At 61.4% G+C, this 17,028-nt stretch carries 14 protein-coding genes; 4 read left to right on the top strand and 10 right to left on the bottom strand.

Features of this window, described 5'->3' with window-relative positions; genetic code table 11:
- Positions 1 to 143: 143 nt before the first annotated feature.
- Positions 144 to 1,574, top strand: a complete 1,431-nt coding sequence (locus PQR40_RS28915; protein ID WP_408392069.1) for an NYN domain-containing protein — start codon at positions 144 to 146, stop codon at positions 1,572 to 1,574.
- A gap of 260 nt (positions 1,575 to 1,834) precedes the next feature.
- Here PQR40_RS28915 and PQR40_RS28910 read toward each other — a convergent pair whose 3' ends face one another.
- The 3 genes from PQR40_RS28910 to PQR40_RS28900 form a co-directional block, all read right to left on the bottom strand.
- Positions 1,835 to 3,583 carry a PQQ-binding-like beta-propeller repeat protein gene (locus PQR40_RS28910; protein ID WP_408510360.1) on the bottom strand — a complete coding sequence of 583 codons (1,749 nt, stop codon included), beginning with the start codon at positions 3,581 to 3,583 and terminating at the stop codon, positions 1,835 to 1,837.
- A gap of 291 nt (positions 3,584 to 3,874) precedes the next feature.
- Positions 3,875 to 4,453 carry a glycine zipper family protein gene (locus PQR40_RS28905; protein ID WP_408235095.1) on the bottom strand — a complete coding sequence of 193 codons (579 nt, stop codon included), beginning with the start codon at positions 4,451 to 4,453 and terminating at the stop codon, positions 3,875 to 3,877.
- 797 nt (positions 4,454 to 5,250) lie between these two features.
- Complete coding sequence (locus PQR40_RS28900) at positions 5,251 to 7,710, bottom strand: tetratricopeptide repeat protein (protein WP_408510359.1); 2,460 nt, start codon at positions 7,708 to 7,710, stop codon at positions 5,251 to 5,253.
- A 124-nt stretch (positions 7,711 to 7,834) separates the two neighbouring features.
- On the opposite strand from PQR40_RS28900, the gene PQR40_RS28895 reads away from it, so the two are divergent.
- Positions 7,835 to 8,140, top strand: coding sequence for a hypothetical protein (locus PQR40_RS28895; protein WP_408337477.1), 306 nt, complete (start codon positions 7,835 to 7,837; stop codon positions 8,138 to 8,140).
- 200 nt (positions 8,141 to 8,340) lie between these two features.
- Here the strand turns inward: PQR40_RS28895 and PQR40_RS28890 are convergent, their stop codons facing one another.
- The 7 genes from PQR40_RS28890 to xseA form a co-directional block, all read right to left on the bottom strand.
- The gene (locus PQR40_RS28890; protein WP_408510358.1) at positions 8,341 to 9,276 is read right to left on the bottom strand and encodes a c-type cytochrome; all 936 of its coding nucleotides are present in this window, start codon (positions 9,274 to 9,276) and stop codon (positions 8,341 to 8,343) included.
- Positions 9,273 to 9,983 (bottom strand): c-type cytochrome, encoded by a 711-nt coding sequence (locus PQR40_RS28885; protein ID WP_408510357.1) that lies wholly within the window; start codon positions 9,981 to 9,983, stop codon positions 9,273 to 9,275. The genes PQR40_RS28890 and PQR40_RS28885 overlap by 4 nt, the downstream gene beginning before the upstream one ends.
- A 92-nt stretch (positions 9,984 to 10,075) precedes the next feature.
- Positions 10,076 to 11,098, bottom strand: coding sequence for a substrate-binding domain-containing protein (locus PQR40_RS28880; protein ID WP_408510356.1), 1,023 nt, complete (start codon positions 11,096 to 11,098; stop codon positions 10,076 to 10,078).
- A 9-nt stretch (positions 11,099 to 11,107) separates the two neighbouring features.
- Positions 11,108 to 11,899 (bottom strand): thiosulfate dehydrogenase, encoded by a 792-nt coding sequence (gene tetH, locus PQR40_RS28875; protein ID WP_408337471.1) that lies wholly within the window; start codon positions 11,897 to 11,899, stop codon positions 11,108 to 11,110.
- Between the two features lie 247 nt (positions 11,900 to 12,146).
- Positions 12,147 to 12,779: a LysE family translocator gene (locus PQR40_RS28870; RefSeq protein WP_408235081.1), complete on the bottom strand. Its 633-nt coding sequence runs from the start codon at positions 12,777 to 12,779 to the stop codon at positions 12,147 to 12,149.
- 210 nt (positions 12,780 to 12,989) lie between these two features.
- A complete protein-coding gene (gene sodB, locus PQR40_RS28865; RefSeq protein WP_408206612.1) occupies positions 12,990 to 13,568 on the bottom strand; it encodes a superoxide dismutase [Fe] in 579 nt (192 codons plus the stop codon).
- Positions 13,569 to 13,787: 219 nt separating this feature from the next.
- A complete protein-coding gene (gene xseA / locus PQR40_RS28860; protein WP_408510355.1) occupies positions 13,788 to 15,167 on the bottom strand; it encodes an exodeoxyribonuclease VII large subunit in 1,380 nt (459 codons plus the stop codon).
- A 566-nt stretch (positions 15,168 to 15,733) separates the two neighbouring features.
- On the opposite strand from xseA, the gene lpxK reads away from it, so the two are divergent.
- Both lpxK and PQR40_RS28850 read left to right on the top strand, forming a co-directional pair.
- Entirely contained in the window at positions 15,734 to 16,750 is a 1,017-nt protein-coding gene (lpxK, locus tag PQR40_RS28855) for a tetraacyldisaccharide 4'-kinase (protein ID WP_408337469.1), read from the top strand.
- A complete protein-coding gene (locus PQR40_RS28850) occupies positions 16,731 to 16,934 on the top strand; it encodes a Trm112 family protein (RefSeq protein WP_006050060.1) in 204 nt (67 codons plus the stop codon). The genes lpxK and PQR40_RS28850 overlap by 20 nt, the downstream gene beginning before the upstream one ends.
- Positions 16,935 to 17,028 lie beyond the last annotated feature (94 nt).

The following is a 17,028-nucleotide window of genomic DNA, read 5'->3' as shown; positions in this document are numbered from 1 at the left end:
AAGGCCGCCCTGCTTACACATGCCGGGCGGCTTTTTACCCGCCGTATCGGTGCGCCAGGAACACAAAAGCTGATCGCCTCCGTAGGAATCGCTATCATGGTCGCGATTCGTCGAATTTGACGATCGCTTCAATGGAGATATTCATGGCGTCATCCAACGAAACCGTCAGCATGGCGCTATTCTGCGACTTCGAAAACGTTGCGCTCGGTGTGCGCGACGCGAAGTACGACAAGTTCGACATCAAGCTGGTGCTCGAACGTCTGCTGCTTAAGGGCAGCATTGTCGTGAAGAAGGCGTATTGCGACTGGGACCGCTACAAGAGTTTCAAAGGCCCGATGCACGAGGCCAATTTCGAGTTGATCGAGATTCCCCACGTGCGTCAATCAGGCAAGAATTCGGCCGACATCCGGCTCGTGGTCGACGCGCTCGACCTCTGCTACACGAAATCGCATGTCAATACCTTCGTCATCATCAGTGGAGACTCCGACTTTTCGCCGCTGGTGTCGAAGCTGCGCGAGAACAACAAGCAGGTGATTGGCGTCGGCGTGCAGCAATCCACCTCCGATCTGCTGATCGCAAACTGCGACGAATTCTTCTTTTACGACGACCTCGTGCGCGAAAGTCAGCGCACGGTAGCCAAACGCGAGTCGTCGCGCCCGCAACAGGCTACGCAGCAGACGGCCAAACGTGCGCCCGACGAAGAAAAGTCGCGCAACAAGGAAGACCTCGAAAAACGCCGCACCAAAGCGGTCGAAATCGCGGTGCAAACGTTCGACGCGCTTGCGTCCGAACGTGGCGACAGTGGCAAGATCTGGGCGTCGGTGCTGAAGAACGCAATCAAGCGCCGCAAGCCAGATTTCAACGAGACGTACTATGGCTTTCGCGCATTCGGCAATCTGCTGGAAGAAGCCCAGGCGCGTGGGCTGCTTGAATTCGGTCGCGACGAGAAGTCAGGCGCATACGTTTATCGGGGGACGACCGCGAATGTGGGCGCCGAAAACGTGAATGATCCAGCCGAATCTGGCGAGTCGGCAGAACAGATAGTTGAGGCACAGGTGACCGAAACAGTGGTCGCCGGGTCGGGTGGCAAGCAGGAGTCGCGACGCCGGGGCCGTGGCAATCGCAAGCCCGGTCGTGGCCAGCAGGAAGCCGCGCACGAAGACCGCGCGGCAGTCGAGCACGGCGGCCATGTGCAGGCTCAAGCAGAGTCCGTGCACACGCATGCGTCATCGGCCCGCGAGTTCGTTTTCGAAACGCCGGAAGCGGCTTGGGCAGAACCGGCGGCCTCTGCGGATGAACCCGTCGCGGTAGCCGGCGAAGAAGCACAGGAAGCGAGCGGCACTCAACCTAAGCGCCGCAAGGAACGCGCACCGCGCAAGACAGCTGCGAAGAAAACGAAGAAGGCAACGCCGCGAAAGACCGATGAGGTACCGGAGATCCCGGCATCTGCTGAAGCACCGGTTGCGTCTGTCGCAGAAGAAAAAGCGCCCGTGCCCGCCAAAAAGGCAGCGCGCAAAACGGCCCCGCGCAGTCGCCGCCCGCGAAAGACAGCCGCTACAAGCGACGCGGAGTAAGCGCCCCATATTGCGTGGCGCGGACTGAAGCAATGTGAGTGCCGCAGTACAAGTTCCGCCGCGGCAAACAAAAAGCCCCTGCTCGTCATGAACAGGGGCTTTTCCATTTCCAATCCACGACGCTTCGATCGAACTGAAACCGCAACGGCAACAGCGCGTCCCACAGTTCCACAGCGCCGGCTCCACGACCGCGCAATATCAACTCACTTCATCCCATGACGGTTGTCTACGGGCTGCGTCTAAAACTGCCACTGCCGCACTCACAGCAAGCCAAACACCGCCACCCCATTAGTCGCACCCACATACACTTTGCCGCGCGCGATCATCGGCGTGATGAACTTGTTGCCCGCGCCCCATTGATCGCGGGTCCCGGCCTGATTGCTGTTGTACAGCTCGCTCGCAAGATTGCTTGCGTCATACGCATGCAGGGCACCCGTTGTGCCGTTTTCCGCCACCCAGACGATGCCATTGCCCGTGCCGTTCGCCGACACGGCCGGCGTCGCACCGGGATAGGCAAACATGGTTGGACTCTTCGACGAAGCGGTGGTCGCGAGAAACGCACCCGAGACCGGCAGCGCCTTCAGGTTATCGTTCCAGCCACCGTAATACACCACACCGTTGTAGTAAGCCGGTGAACCCCAGATGCCACCCGCGAGCGTACCGCTCAGCTCCTGCCAGATGTTGTTTGCTGTCGGACTGAATTTGCCCATCGAGTCGCGATCAACGACATAGATGTTGTTGTCCTTGCCCGCCGCCACCGCCAGATGTTTGACGACGCCGCCCGTGGTCGTCTGATCCGGCAACAGCATCACGCCGCCCGAACCGAAATCGTTGTCGGCGTTTGCCTCGGCCACGACGTTATCCATGGCAAAGTAATCGGTGACCTGCAGGTTTCCTGACGACAGCTTCATCAGCGAATTGCCGAAGTCACCGTCGACGGGAAAGCCCTGCGCATTCAGCGTGGTGCCAAACGTGCCATTGCCGTCCACGACGTAAATCGAGGTGCCGTCCGACGCCATTCCCGAGCCCGCCATCCAGATCGAACCCTGGCTGCCGTTTGGCGTGATGTTGAGCGCGCTGGTCTGCTTGAGCGTGTCGGCGCTATAGGCCATCAGCCAGCCGGTGTACGCGCCCGCCATGCAGTGCGCGGTCCAGCCCATATAGATGTTGCCGCCGACCAAAGTGAGCGCCGCGCGCTCCGTATGCAACGAAGGATTAAAGGTAATCACGCCGTTGACGCTGCCGGCACCGTTGCCCGGGTAGGTCGCCGCGATCTCGGTCGGGCCGCCCAGCACTTCCGCGCCGGTAGTCAGATCGAGCGCATGCAGACGGTGATGATAGGTGCCGCTACTGTCTTTGGTCATCGCCACGGCGTACAGGACGCCGTTCGTGCCACGATTGCGGTCAATGACCGGCGTAGACGTAATGCCGATTTCCGGCGTGAAGTCTGGACAACTAAAGTCGTCGCTGGATGTTTCGCCGCTGCCGATCAACGAGACCTTCCACAACTGGGCGAAGGTGTTGGTGTCATAGGCATACACGCTGTCGTGTTCAGTCGCGACGTAGACCACATCGTGCGACGTGCCGCCGATCGGCAGACTGGTCACGAACAGAGGCTGCGCATCGACCTTGCCGTCCGCGGCGAGAAACGCAACTTTGCCGAAGCTGGCTGAATTGACGTTCGCGAGCGTCAGCGTGGTCTCGGCAAGCATCTGGCCGGTGCGGGCGAGATCGTTGTGATGCATCAGCACGTCGGTGGCGTAGGCCGTCGTTCCCGTAGATGTGCTGCCTGAACCCATTGAGCCGCCGGTCGATCCAGTGCCACTCGTGCCGCTGCCGCCACCGCCGGTAGTGCCGCCGCCGGCCGCTGAACCCGAGGCGGTACCTGATCCACCACCCGAGCCGCCGCCGCAAGAAACAAAACTGGCGACGACGAATGCGATCGTCAGCCACGCCCACACACGGGACCACACACTCGGATTGAACGTACCGGTTTGCGGTCGCTGCATAGTCGCCTCGTTCGCACGATGTCGGACCCACTCCGTGCGTCGGGCTACGTCACACGGCGCAGTCAGAAACAGCGCGTGCCGGCAGAAGCGGAGTGGACTTTGCGGGCTGTGCTGAACCGCCAGACAAGCGGCGTCTCTGGCCCTCGATCCAAACGTACGCCCTTTGCCGGGCGGCATGCCGCCATCGTTTCGTGCCTTTCCGCCAGATATGACAAAAGCTTTACAGCAACAAGCTTGCCTGGTACCTGGCGCAAACGCTTCGTTTCGGCGAAGCGAGGCTGCCGATCAGGCTCAGTAATACGGGTAAGGCGCGTACATCACGGGGGGCGGCGCGACATACCGCGGCGGCGGCGCATAGTAGTACGGCTGCGGCGCGTAATAAGCTGGCTGCGGCGCATAGTAGGCGGGCTGCGGCGGCTGCGAAATCGTATTGCCTTTCGAGGTCATGCACTGCGCGTAAGACGCGTCGTAACGTGCTTGCAGACCTGCGGCGGAATACTGCGCGCCATTCGCGCCGTTCGCGCCGCCGATCAACAGCCCGCTGCCCGCGCCGATCGCCGCGCCCGCGCCGGCATTACCCGCCGCCGCACCGATCAGTGCGCCGACAGCAGCGCCGCCGAGTGTGCCCAGCGCCGCGCTGTTCACGCTGTTTGTGGTCGCAGCCTGCGCGGCCCCATTCGGATCCGTCGAGCGGTTAGCGTAGTCGCGGCATGCGTAGTCGTCCTGCTGGAACTGCCCAAGCGGTTCGCCACTGCGCGGCAGCGCGACCACACTCGGACCGCTCGGCGGCATCACCGCACAACCGCCAAGCGCGAGCGCGACAACGGCGGCCGGTATGGCGAGGCTTATCGACTTGGTGCTGGAGATCATGTTGGTACGTTTCTAGAGACATTGGAATTCAAACGTTAGGCCAAACGGCACCGTCCCTGGTTACATGATCGTTACAGAAAGTTTTTCGCTTACATCTGCGCAATGGCTTGCGCGCTGTCCCGCGCTGTACAGAAATGGAGACCTGATCAGCCGCTCCACGCGTTATACGGGGTAACGCTTGTAAGCGAAGCGGCAATCTGATTTCACGCCTCGCGGCCTAAACTGACTGCCTCCAGAGCCACGCGATCTGGTTGCTGAAGCGCTCCCCCCGTCATACCGCGGCTCCGCTGGACGTGCGCTCACCCATGGCTCATGGGCACTCATTGATGCAACAGAGGATCACTCGATGAATCGATTTGTTTTCGCAGTGGCGGCTTCTGTCGGCTGCATATCGCCCGTTTTCGCGCAATCGAATACGGCATTCCCGAGCACCGTGATCGAGCCCTCGACAACGACATTTCCGAGCGCCTCGATTGCGCAAAATTTCCAATACATCAATCACCCGCCACCACCCGCACCGGCGAGTTCGGTTGCGCCCGCAGGCGGTGGGCGCGGCCATCGGCATCGGCAAACGTCTGGGGACTCCGATACGACGGGGGCCGCTTCAGCGCAGCCTTGATCGAACGCGCGCAAGGTCCGAGCCGGCGCGGCGCAACGGTCCGCTGACCTCGCCGCAGTTACCAACTGTGACAAAGCTTGCACTCACGACCGGCCCCGACAGACCTTGCAATTATGAACACTGCTGAAAAACTGGCAGAAACGTTGGGTGTTGCATTGACCGGTTGAATCCGCCTCGCTCAATGACGGAGGGTCGGCACCACGGTGCGCGCCATCGGTCGTGGCTCATAGCCGGACCCGGCGGCCACCGCGCTGTCGCATCCGGCAGGCGCGCCATGTTGCGCCCGCTCGCACCACTGCTGCCAAACGTCGCGGTAGGCGGCTTCGACATGACGCGCGAAGCGCGCGCCGTCCATCAGCGGTGACGCCGCGAGGCGTGCGCGCAGGCCCCCACGCATCTCATTGAGGCGCGGCAGATCGCGTGCCAGTTGGACAGCGATCTCGACAAACTGCACGTCGCTATCGGCCACCAGTTCACGCAGACCCAGGTTTGCCGACTGGCTCAGCCCCGCTCGTCCCACCACCGTGTTGCCAACTCGCGTGACGACCGGCACCCCCATCCAATTCGAATCGAGACTCGTCGTATGCCCGTTGTACGGAAACGTATCGAGTCCAACGTCGATCTGGTGATACGTGCGCAGGTATTCCGAGCGTGGCCGGAACGACGCGAACGAGACCCGCCCGGCACTAATACCCTGTTGTCCGAGGCGATCGAGCAGGCGCGCGCGGGCCGGGCCATGCGGCGCCATCAGCAGCAGACGGGCGTCCGTCATCTCGCGCATCACGCCGCCCCACATTCTGAACGTAGCGTCGCTCAGCTTGCATGGGTTGTTCAGACAGCCGAAGGTCGGATATCCATTCGATAGCGCAGGCAATGCGTTGACCGCCGGCGTATCGCTCAACGGGTCATAGCACCAGAAAGAGTCAGGCAGACGGACGGAACTTTCGCTATACCAGGCATCGCTGCCGATCGGGTCGAGCCATGGGTCGGTCAGCCGGTAATCGATCGCATCAATGCCGGTCGTCCCCGGATAGGCTAGCCACGCAATCTGCACCGGCGCGGGTTTGCGCGCAAACAGCAACGGACGGCCATCCGCCATGTGCATGGTCAGGTCGATCAGAATGTCGATCCGGTCGTTACGGATCATCTGTGCGAGCCGCTCGTCGGTGAGTTCGCGCACGTCGCGCCATACGTCGGCATGAGTGGCCACGCGCTGCGTCAGGCCGTCCGGTCGGACGACGCTCGCATAGCAGAAGACTTCGAACTGTTCGTGGTCATGGTGCGACAGCAGCGGAAGCGTGAACAGCGTCTGACAATGTTCGCGGAAGTCCGGCGACACGTAACCAATGCGCAAGCGGCGCGAGGGTGTCGCATCGTTCGGATGCGGCCGATGCGTGTCGCGATATGGCGCCTCGTGCCGCACCGACCAGCGACGGCATTCGTCCAACTGCGGCTGCGGATGCTCTGCCTGGAAGCTCAATGCGTATACCAGGTTGCTGTGCGCGACGACGTTGTAGGGATCGCACGTGAGCGCCCGGCGATAGCAATCGATGCCGTCGTCGAGGCACCCCTGGTCCTTCAGCACGTTGCCGAGATTGTTGTGCGTGACCGAGTGATGCGGATCGGCGGCAAGCGCTTCGCGCAAGCGGGATTCGGCGTCGGCCAGGCGGCCGAGCGTGCGCAACAGCGTGGCCGAATTGTTGAGCGCGGCAACGAAACCGGGGCGCAGACGGATCGCAGCGCTAAACGCCTGCGCAGCGTCCTCGCGCGATCCCGATTCCTGATAGACGATACCCAGGTTGTTGTATGCGTCGGCGTGTACCGGCGCCTGTTCGATCGCCCGCTGATAGTGGCTCACCGCTTCGCGCCGCCTGCCGAGCGCATGCAGCGCGTTGGCGAGGTTATACGCTGCTTCGGGAAACATGGGATCGAACTCAAGGGCGCGCGTCAGCAACGCGGCGGCTTGGGCGAACTCGCCGCGCTGATTTAGCGCAACGCCGAGATTCACGAGGCCACAGGGCGAATTGGGCGCCACGCGCACCGCCGCCTCGAGCAGCACTATGGCTTCGTTCAGACGGCCGGCTGTCCCGAGGAGCGTGCCGAGATTCGTGAGTGCGTTGGCGTCGTTGGGTCGCACCGCGATCGCGCGCCGATATGTGGCTTCAGCGGCATCCATACCGCCCTGCTGACGGTGACAGTTGCCCAGGTTGTTGAGCGCATCGGCATGACCCGGTTCGAGCGCCAGCACCGAGGTATAGGCGCCGATTGCCGCAGGGTATTCGGCGGCCGATTGCAACGCTGACGCCAGTGCAAACAGCACGTCGGCGGACCCAGCTTCGAGTGCCAGAGCACGCCGGTAGGCGTCAATGGCATCGGTGAAACGCTGAGCAGCGGCAAGCACCTGTCCGCGAACGAAGTGATATCGCGCGCAATCGGGAGCGCGAGCCAGTGCACGATCGAGCCAGTCGAGTGCGGCATTGAACGCACCACTTTGCATGTCGAGCACGCCGAGACGAAACATCACGTTGGCGTCGTCGGGGGCGATCGCGAGCGCACGTTCGTACAGCTCGCGCGCATGGCCGAACTCGCCCGCGAGGTGATGTGCCGTCGCGCGCTCCAGAATCTGGGTGGTTTCCATCGTGCCCCGCCGGTGGCCTGCTATTTCATCGATGTCGCTTCCACCCGGACCGCGGTCCGCGTCACGTCAATGCGATGTCATTCGCAAGGCGTGCCGTCGACTGCGCGAAGAGGAACGGACACTGTTGAACAATAGCGAGCCAGTACTTACCGATGTTTACCAGTTCTCACCGGGCGAAACTTGTAGCAATGAAGTTACGCCGCTTCCGGTCAGGCAGCGAACATCGAGGAGACTTTGCAGGTGCGAGGCTGTAAGCGAGCATGGCAAGCGCCCTGCGCATAGCCAGTACGGTGTGCGCCGCGCTCAGATGATGGGGGTGGAGATGATGAGTCTTTCGATGACCAACCTGCCAGCTTTCGACAAGGCGGCACCCGGAATGCGGAACGCCGACGAAGCCTTCTGTTTGAAAGAAATATTTAGTAACCCGTAAGTAATAACAGGCGTGGATGCCAAAAGATTTGACGCACAAATGAGACGCCGCGTCGCTCCCTCCGGCAGGAGCGGAGCGCACTCCCTCTTCAGCTTTCGTCAGCGTGACGTCGTAGCCTTCTCAGTTGACGCTTTGCTTTGCGGGACAAAGTCATTCACGGGCGCGCATACACGAGGTAACGCTTGTGGCAACGCACCACTTCATTGGGATCCAGGCGCGCCCAAAACCTGTCCATTAACGGTTTGACCGTACATCGAGTGCGGCGAGTCATGGAACTTCGCTCGCGTAGCGTCAACTGAACCCAGAAAGCGAGGGTCTTGCGGACGTTCATGGCTGTCCATAAACATCGCGACGTCCCACGCTTGCTGGTCCGTCAGCGTTCCTGCCAAGCCCAACGGCATATTCGCCTTGATGAAGCCGGCTGCATTCTGAATGTCGCCCATTCCAGCACCCCAATTGAACGAATGAGCCCCCCACAGCGGCGGGAAGACGGCTTGCCCCCCACTCGACTGTCCCTGCCCATCGGCTCCGTGACATAAAGCACAGTGCTGTGTGTAGACGGCGCTCCCCCTCGCGTAGTCCGCCTTTTGCGCGGGTGCCGGAAGTTTCGGATAGCCTTGCCCCGGCAGCTTTTCGCCGATCGGCGCCCCTTTCGCGAGCCAGTAAGCGTAGGACTCCAATGCCACGAGCACCGGGTCGCCAAGCGGCGGCGCCTTGCCGTTCATGCTGTACATGAAGCATCCCTGGAGCCGCTCGGCGAATGAGTTCACATGTCCGTTCTTGCTCCGATAGGCCGGATACAAAGGATACGCACCCCACAGCGGACTCGAATCCGCCTTGCGACCTGCATCGAGATGGCAGCTTGCACAGTTCAGGGTGTTACCCACGTACTTCCCGGCGAACGTTTTGGTATGCGTAAAGATTTGCTCGCCCAGTTTGACCGATTTGCCAAAACCGCCCGTCGGCATACTCGATTCTGCTGGTGGCGAAAATGGCTTTACCGGCGACGACGCAGGAGCTTGTGCAGAAGAAGCGGGCAACGCTGGCAAGTCGCCGTTAGCAGCCAGGCACGAACCGGCAACCACACTCAACACGCTGACGAGCACACCGCGAGACAACCAGGTTCGATCGATCATTGCTTGCTCCCATTCACAGAGGTCCCTTCGGCCGGCGCTCCACCACCACCGTAATAGGCAGCAACGGCCGTGATCTCCGTGTCAGAAAGCTTGCTCGCGACGGCCGGCATCAACGCCATAGGTCCGGGCGGGCGGGTGCCGCTCTTCCAGTTGTGCAACTGGCTCGCAATGTATGACGCCGGCTGGCCGGCCAATGGTGGAAACGTCGCGCCCACTCCGATTCCGCCCGGCCCGTGGCATTGCACACAGGCAGGCAGCCCCTCGTTCCAGCGTCCGCGCGTAGCGATCCATGCGCCGACGTCCGACGGCTTGACAGACTCGTTGTCACTCGCGTTTATGCCGGTAGGCGACTGCAGCCCGGCAAAGTACTGCGCAACGTCATGGCGCTCGCTCGCCGACAACAGTTTCGCCAACGGTTGCATGATCGGGTTCTGGCGCGTCCTGTCCGCGAACGCCATCAATTGGGCCGACAGATAGGGTGCGCTAACGCCGGCAAGACGCGGAAAGCCTGCCGCAGCGTTGCCTTCGCCCTTCGCGCCATGACAGCTGATGCACGCGGCGACACCCTTCGCTGTGCCCTGCATCGCGATGGTTTGTCCAGCGGTCAGATCATCCGCGTCAGCACCGGACATTGCCAGCAACGTGCTCGCTATGGCCAGATACATGGTCAGGTATCTGCGCCGCACTGCCATGACCGAATAGTCCACTTCGTCTCCTTCAAAATTGTCGCGAGCTGTGACCCGCCTCGTATTGGTATCAAGCTAGCGTTCGACTGTTCTCGTCGAATCGCAACAGCGCATCATTGAATAGTCGAAGTCGACGCCGGTTCGTACTTGCCAAAGCCATATCGCTGGAATATCTGAAACGCGGCGACCGAATGAATGAAAGCGAGCCACTTGCGAGCCGCTTGCGGATGCGCTGCGCCGTTGACCAGCGCGCCGGCGTAGATCGCGGTCGTGTTTTCATCGGCGGGAATGTCGACGTGAGCAAGAGGATGCCCGATCTGCTCCTGGAACAAGGCTTCGGATTTCCAGACCACGCCGGCATCGGCGCGATTCTGCATCAGAAAAAGCGCGGTTTGCCGGTGATGTATCTGGGTCAGCTCCGTCGATCCGGCTTGCACCTTATCCTCGTAGATGGCCTTGGCGAGTGCGTCGCCACCCGCTTTCACCAGCGATGTCTTGATCTGTCGTGTCACACCTTCAAATGCCGGATTGGGCATCGCGAGCCGCAACTCGGGTCTCGCGAGATCTTTGAGCGACATGACGTGCTGGGGGTTGTCGCGACGAACCATGATCGTCAATTGATTCGTCACGTAGGGCACGGCGGGACCTGTTAGCGTGCCGTCCGCGATAAGCTCCTTGACCTTCGCCAAGCCGGCGAAATAGGCATCAGGTTTGACCGTCCAGGTCATATTGCCGACCGTGATCGTGCCGCCGGCCTTCATCTGCTTGACCAGCAAACCTGGCGGAATCGTTTCCCAAAAAATCCGCCCGCGATATTCAGGGTTGTCTTTCTCGAACTGCGCAACAAGCGGCGCCATCGCGAAGAAATAGTTACCCCCCACGAACAGCACAAGCTTGGGCGTTGACAGGTTGCCGTGGAAATCGGCCAGCACGTCGACCTGAGGGACGGTGAATTCGAGTCCCCGATCGGGCGCGTCGTTATTTTCTCCATGCTGCCATGGCGGAAAAATGTCAGCCGCCGTCGATACGGGCGATGCACACGCGATTCCAGCAGCACAACACAGTGAGACGGCAAGTGCTAACCGCAAGAGTCGTCGAGGCTCATGCAATGGGTTAAGAGCGCGAGTGAGTGCCATGACTGATCCTTAACTGGCGTAGTGAAAGCCGGCCTGTTGAAGTTCGACCAGCGTGGCCACCACGCCGGGCGTGATGATCGCACTCGGGATGACATGGTTCGTCAGATCGGCGGCAAGCGCATCCAGCGGCAACTTGTCCGGATTCGCGTTCGCGGCGCTCAGTTTCTCCGCCAGTTCCCAGATGGCGTTGTGACACGACAGAAAAACGACGCCTCTTTTCAGCAACGCCGGAATGCTGTTGTCGTGAGACGAAAAAGCGCCTTCGGCAACTTCATGATCGTCGTAACCCATCGCCTCTGCCGGTTTGCTGTCGAGCAACGTATTGGCCGCGAACTTGTTGCTGCTCATTTTCGCGAGACCGTACTTGTCCCACGCGACCTGGTCGAACAAGGACAAATGGGCCGACCCGTGCGTTGCCGATACCACGAGAAAATCCGGATGTTTGAACGACCAGATCTGCGCATTCAACGCATTGCGCATCAGGTTCAGCCACGGTCCGCCGAGTTCGGTGTTGTCCCAAACCTGTTTCGGCCTGCCTCGATACTCAATGACAGCAGACAGCGCCTCGTGATCCCATTGGTCAGGACGCTCGAGAATCATGGGAACCGTTTTGAAGTCACGCCGCCTTGGGGCTGCGGCCAATCCCTGGGTCAATTCGGACAGATTGCCTGCCCCTGCGGGTAACAATGATGCCGAGTCGGCTGCTATCGCTCGCGATTGCCCGGTGGCGCTCAGAAGCGCCGTACCGGCGGCCAGGCCAAATGTCTTTAACGCACTACGGCGCGCATTCTGGTTCGTCATGCCTGTATTCCTTGTTGTTGTTCGAACTGCCAAGGTCGCGAGAATACGGGCACACGAGTGACTCAATCGACATGGCAGCACGTCTTATTAACGTTTGCCAAGTCTAGGGATATCCGATCGATAATAGAAATCGTGAATTCAGATTTGATGTATTTGCGTAGCCGATGATTCATGCGATACGGACCGATCGCAGCGGGAGAGATGACCTGTTGATGCAGATTGCGTGCAGCGGTATGCGTTAGTCACGCTAAGCCGTGTGACGTCGGTATAGGGCGAGGGACCCCGCGAGCGCGACCAGCACAGCGCCGCAAGACCGTTCGAGCCATAGCGCCCCCGACTTCTTCAGCAGGCGAATTGCCCGTGCACCGAGCAACGAATAACCGGACATGATCGTGCAATCCACCATCGCGAACGTGATGGCAAGTGCCACGTACTGCGGCACAAGGGGTGCGGACGGCGCTATAAACTGGGGCAGAAATGCCGAGAAGAACAGGTATCCTTTCGGGTTCGTGACTGCGGTGAGGAAACTCTTGAGGAAAATTGCCGAGTTGCTGTCGCGGCTGACTTCGCCATGCGTGCTCGCAACATTCAACGAGCCCTTTGACATCAACAACCTGATGCCAATGTACGCGAGGTAGGCCACGCCCACCCATTTGACGACAGCAAACCAGAACGCCGACGCTGCCAGCAGTGCACCTAGACCAAGGGCTACGGCGAAAATCAACACGAAGTCAGATGCGACCGCGCCGGCGAACCCATAAGCGGCACGGCGAAGTCCATAGCGGGAGCCATTGGTCAACGCCAGTAGAACCGTCGGTCCCGGCGTTGCGATACCGACGAAAGCCACAGCGGCAAAAATTAGCAACGTACTCTCATGCATGATGGTCTTCTCCATTGTAAGAGGCTGATTTCGTCAGCCTCGGCTACGTTCGCGAGAAACCGCTACGTTGAAACGAAAGGCAGGCACAAAAAAGCCCTCACATTCGAGGGCTTTTTATCGGCTACGGTTTCAAAGTCTATTGCGTGGCACGCCGTCCACGCTAAAAACTTTTTGGCCGTTTCCAGACTTCATTGTCACGGAACAGCAATCTCACGCGAAGTTCTTCGACGCGAATTCCCAGTTAGCGATGTTCCAGTACGCTTCCACAAACTTCGGACGCGCATTGCGGTAATCGATGTAGTACGCGTGTTCCCACACGTCGATCGTCAGCAACGCCTTCGCGTCCGTGGTCAGCGGCGTAGCAGCGTTGCTCGTCGAGACCAGGTCGAGCGAACCGTCGGCCTTCTTCACCAGCCATGCCCAACCCGAGCCGAACGTGCCGATTGCGGTCTTGGCGAATTCTTCCTTGAACTTGTCGAACGAACCCCACTTGGCGTTGATCGCGTCAGCCAGTGCGCCGGTCGGTGCACCGCCACCTTGCGGCGACAGGCTGTTCCAGAAGAACGTGTGGTTCCACACTTGAGCAGCGTTATTGAAAACACCGCCCGATGCCTTCTTGACGATCTCTTCGAGCGACAGATTCTCGAACTCCGTGCCCTTGATCAGATTGTTCAGGTTGGTCACATAGGTCTGGTGGTGCTTGCCGTAGTGATACTCAAGCGTCTCTTCCGACATGTTCGGCGCGAGCGCGTTTTTCGCGAACGGCAGCGGCGGGAGCGTATGTTCCATGGTGCTTTCCTTGTGGCTGTATCTGTTGTGGGGGAGTCTGCGGATAACGCTTTTGAGCACTCGATTGTAGGCGAGTTGGAATAACCCCGCAAACCAACGGACTTTATGTCCGGCATCGGCAAACATGCCGCACACATAGCGTATTTAGTGCATCCGCATGAGCTGTGCCTGCCCCATGCGGAGGTCAAAACGACGCCTTTGCAGGCTGTCGGCGAAGTGTCAGAAACCGTCGGTCAGGCGCGGCTGCACGTCGGCGAGGGCAATGTCCGCCGCTCCTTCGGCGAGATGCACCGTGAGGCGCCGCCCCGGTTTCAGCGACGACGGCGCACGTACCGCGCGGCCGCTCTGTGCATCGAGCACTGCAGCATAACCACGTTCCAGCGTGCGCTGTGGACTCAGCACCCCGAGCCGGGCGGCCAGCGTGCCGATACGCGCGGACTGACGTTCATGCTGGCGTAATAATGCAGCGTCCAGACGCTGCGAAAGATTGCCGAGCTTCGTCTGATGCGCGGCGAGATCAGGGCGCCAGCGCTGCCAGCGCATCTCCAGCAGAGAAAACCGCGCTCGGGCGTCACGTACGGGACGCGCCCCCGCCGATGCTAGCCGCACGCTCAATTGCTGCAGATGCGTGCGCTGCCGCGCGAGCCGCTCAGCCGGCGACACCAGCCGGCGCGCAAGCCAGTCGAGTTGTTGGGCGCGCCGCTCCATCATGCGGCCGAAACCGCGTGCGAGCGTCGCATGCCGATGATCGAGCTCACGCAGCAACAACACGCGCTGCGGGCTCACGAGTTCGGCGGCGCCGGTGGGCGTCGGTGCGCGCACGTCGGCGGCAAAGTCGGCGATCGTGAAATCGGTTTCGTGACCCACGCCGCTCACCACCGGTATGGCGCTCTCGGCAATCGCGCGCGCCAGCACTTCTTCGTTGAACGCCCACAGGTCCTCAATCGAGCCACCGCCGCGGCATACGATCAGCACATCGACTTCGCGCCGCGCGTTGGCTGCATCGACCATCGCGGCCAGCTTCGCGCTGACGCCCACGCCCTGCACCGGCGCCGGATATACGATCACCGGTATATGCGGCGCGCGACGCGACAAGGTAGTCAGGACGTCACGCAATGCAGCGGCCTGTAGCGATGTCACGATGCCGATCGCACGCGGGTGGGCCGGCAACGCACGCTTGCGTTCGGCAGCAAAGAGACCCTCGGCTTCGAGTTGCGCCTTCAGCCGGAGAAAGGCTTCATAAAGACGCCCCTGCCCCGTGCGGCGCACCGCTTCCACATTCAACTGGAGTTCGCCGCGCGGCTCGTACATGGTCACCAGCGCGCGCACTTCGATGCGATCGCCTTCGCGTGGCGTGAACTCGGCGTACTGCGCGCGACCGCGGAACATCACGCAGCGCATCTGCGCCTGGGCGTCCTTGATCGAGAAATACCAATGGCCGCTCGCGGCACGTGTGAAGTTCGAAACTTCCCCGGCCACCCAGACGAGCGGAAACGAGCGTTCGAGCATCGTGCCAATCGCACGGTTGAGCGCGGAAACGGGGACGACAACTTCACCGCCGGGCGTAGCCGACGAGGAAAAAGGGCTTTCGGGATTCATGCGAGGAATATCGTGACTGGCCGGACAGACGATAGACCGAGTGGCCATCCGCGTCCAGCGGCGCAGATGAATTGTTAAAAGTGTCCACATGTCGGGACCGGCTGGACAAATACCGCCAGACCACCCCGCCAGGCCGCACGAATTCGAATCATGTATTTGATTTATATAGCGTTTATATCTCGTTAAAGAGAACGATTGCCGATACGGAGCGCTCAGCGCGGCCCTCTCAGCCCATCGACTGGCAGGTTCTCCACAAAGTTATCCACAGGCCGACGGACCCGCTCGAAGCGCCGTCTCGCCATGCCGTGCGAGGCGCGCGACTTGCCGGGCGGGACGCGCGCAGGCTAGAGTGGCGGGTTCGACGGCATGCCGAATGCCCCGCAGCGCTCGCCATTGCGGCACACTGACGGCACACTGCGCGAACGCATCGGATGCAGCCGCCGTCTTAACTTTTCGCTTCACTTTTCGATTGCCCGGAGAACCGCGTTGACGTTTGCCCCGCGTATTGCACCTGGCGCTTCCATGCCGCCGTCCCGGCCCCGTTCGCTCGTCTTTGCGGCCTGCCGATGAGCGAACTGAACAACCGTCTCGAAGCGCGCCTTGCACGTGAGTGGCAACAGCGTGGCCCGTTTGCGTGGGCGCTAACGCCCTTCGCGTGCGTGTTCGGCGCGATCGCCGCCGCACGTCGCGCGGCTTTTTCGTTCGGCTGGCTGAAATCCGTACGCGTCGGCGTGCCGGTGGTGGTGGTCGGCAACGTGACCGTCGGCGGCACCGGCAAAACGCCGACCGTTATCGCACTGGTCGAAGCCTTGCGCGCCGCCGGCTTTAAGCCCGGCGTGGTGTCGCGTGGCTATGGCGCGCGCGTCAAGGGGCCGACGCCGATTTTCTCCACGTCGGCAGCAGGCGTCGGCGGCGACGAACCGCTGCTGATCGCGCGCCGCACCGGCGCACCGGTGTGGGTCTGCCCGGATCGCGTCGCGGCGGCGCAGGCGCTGTGCGCCGCGCATCGCGAAGTCGACGTGATCGTCAGCGACGACGGCTTGCAGCACTACCGCCTCGTCCGCGACGCCGAACTGGTGGTCTTCGATCACCGGCTCGGCGGCAATGGTTTTCTGCTGCCGGCCGGTCCGCTGCGCGAACCGCTGTCGCGCCATCGCGACGCGACGCTGATCAACGATCCGTATTCCCGCAGCCTGCCCGCGTGGCCGAACACGTTCGCGCTGCAACTCGCGCCCGCCGACGCCTGGCATCTCGACAACCCCGGTCTGCGCCGGCCGCTCGCGCAATTCAGCGGCGATCGCGTGCTGGCCGCGGCCGGCATCGGAGCGCCGGAACGCTTTTTCGCGACGTTGCGCGCGGCCGGTCTCGCGCCCGCCACCCGAGCCTTGCCGGATCACTACGCGTTCGAGCGCAATCCTTTTACGGACGTCGACGCGGACGCCATCCTGATAACCGAAAAGGATGCGGTAAAATTGGGGTCCTGGCGCGACGCGCGCATCTGGGTTGTCCCTGTCGAAGCCGCGCTCGATCATCGCCTCATTGCATTAGTTGTGGAGAAAGTCCGTGGACGCTCGCCTGCTTGAAATTCTCGTCTGCCCGATCTGCAAGGGCCCGCTCAGCTACGACCGTTCTGCGCAGGAACTGATCTGCAACGCTGACAAGCTTGCCTATCCGATCCGCGACGGCATTCCCGTGATGCTGGTCGACGAAGCACGGCAGACCGTGGAAGGCACCCCGGTCGATCTGAATCCGGGCTCCGTCGCCTGAGTCTGATTTGCCCGGCGCAGGGCGAGTGCAGGTCAGGACCATCCGGCGCGCCCCGCGTATCTGATCCGCCCTTGCCATCCGCATTTGCCGTCTT

The sequence above is a fragment of the Paraburkholderia sediminicola genome (assembly GCF_046026855.1).
Taxonomy (GTDB): Bacteria; Pseudomonadota; Gammaproteobacteria; order Burkholderiales; family Burkholderiaceae; genus Paraburkholderia; species Paraburkholderia sediminicola_A.
This window is presented reverse-complemented; position numbering and strand designations above follow the sequence as displayed.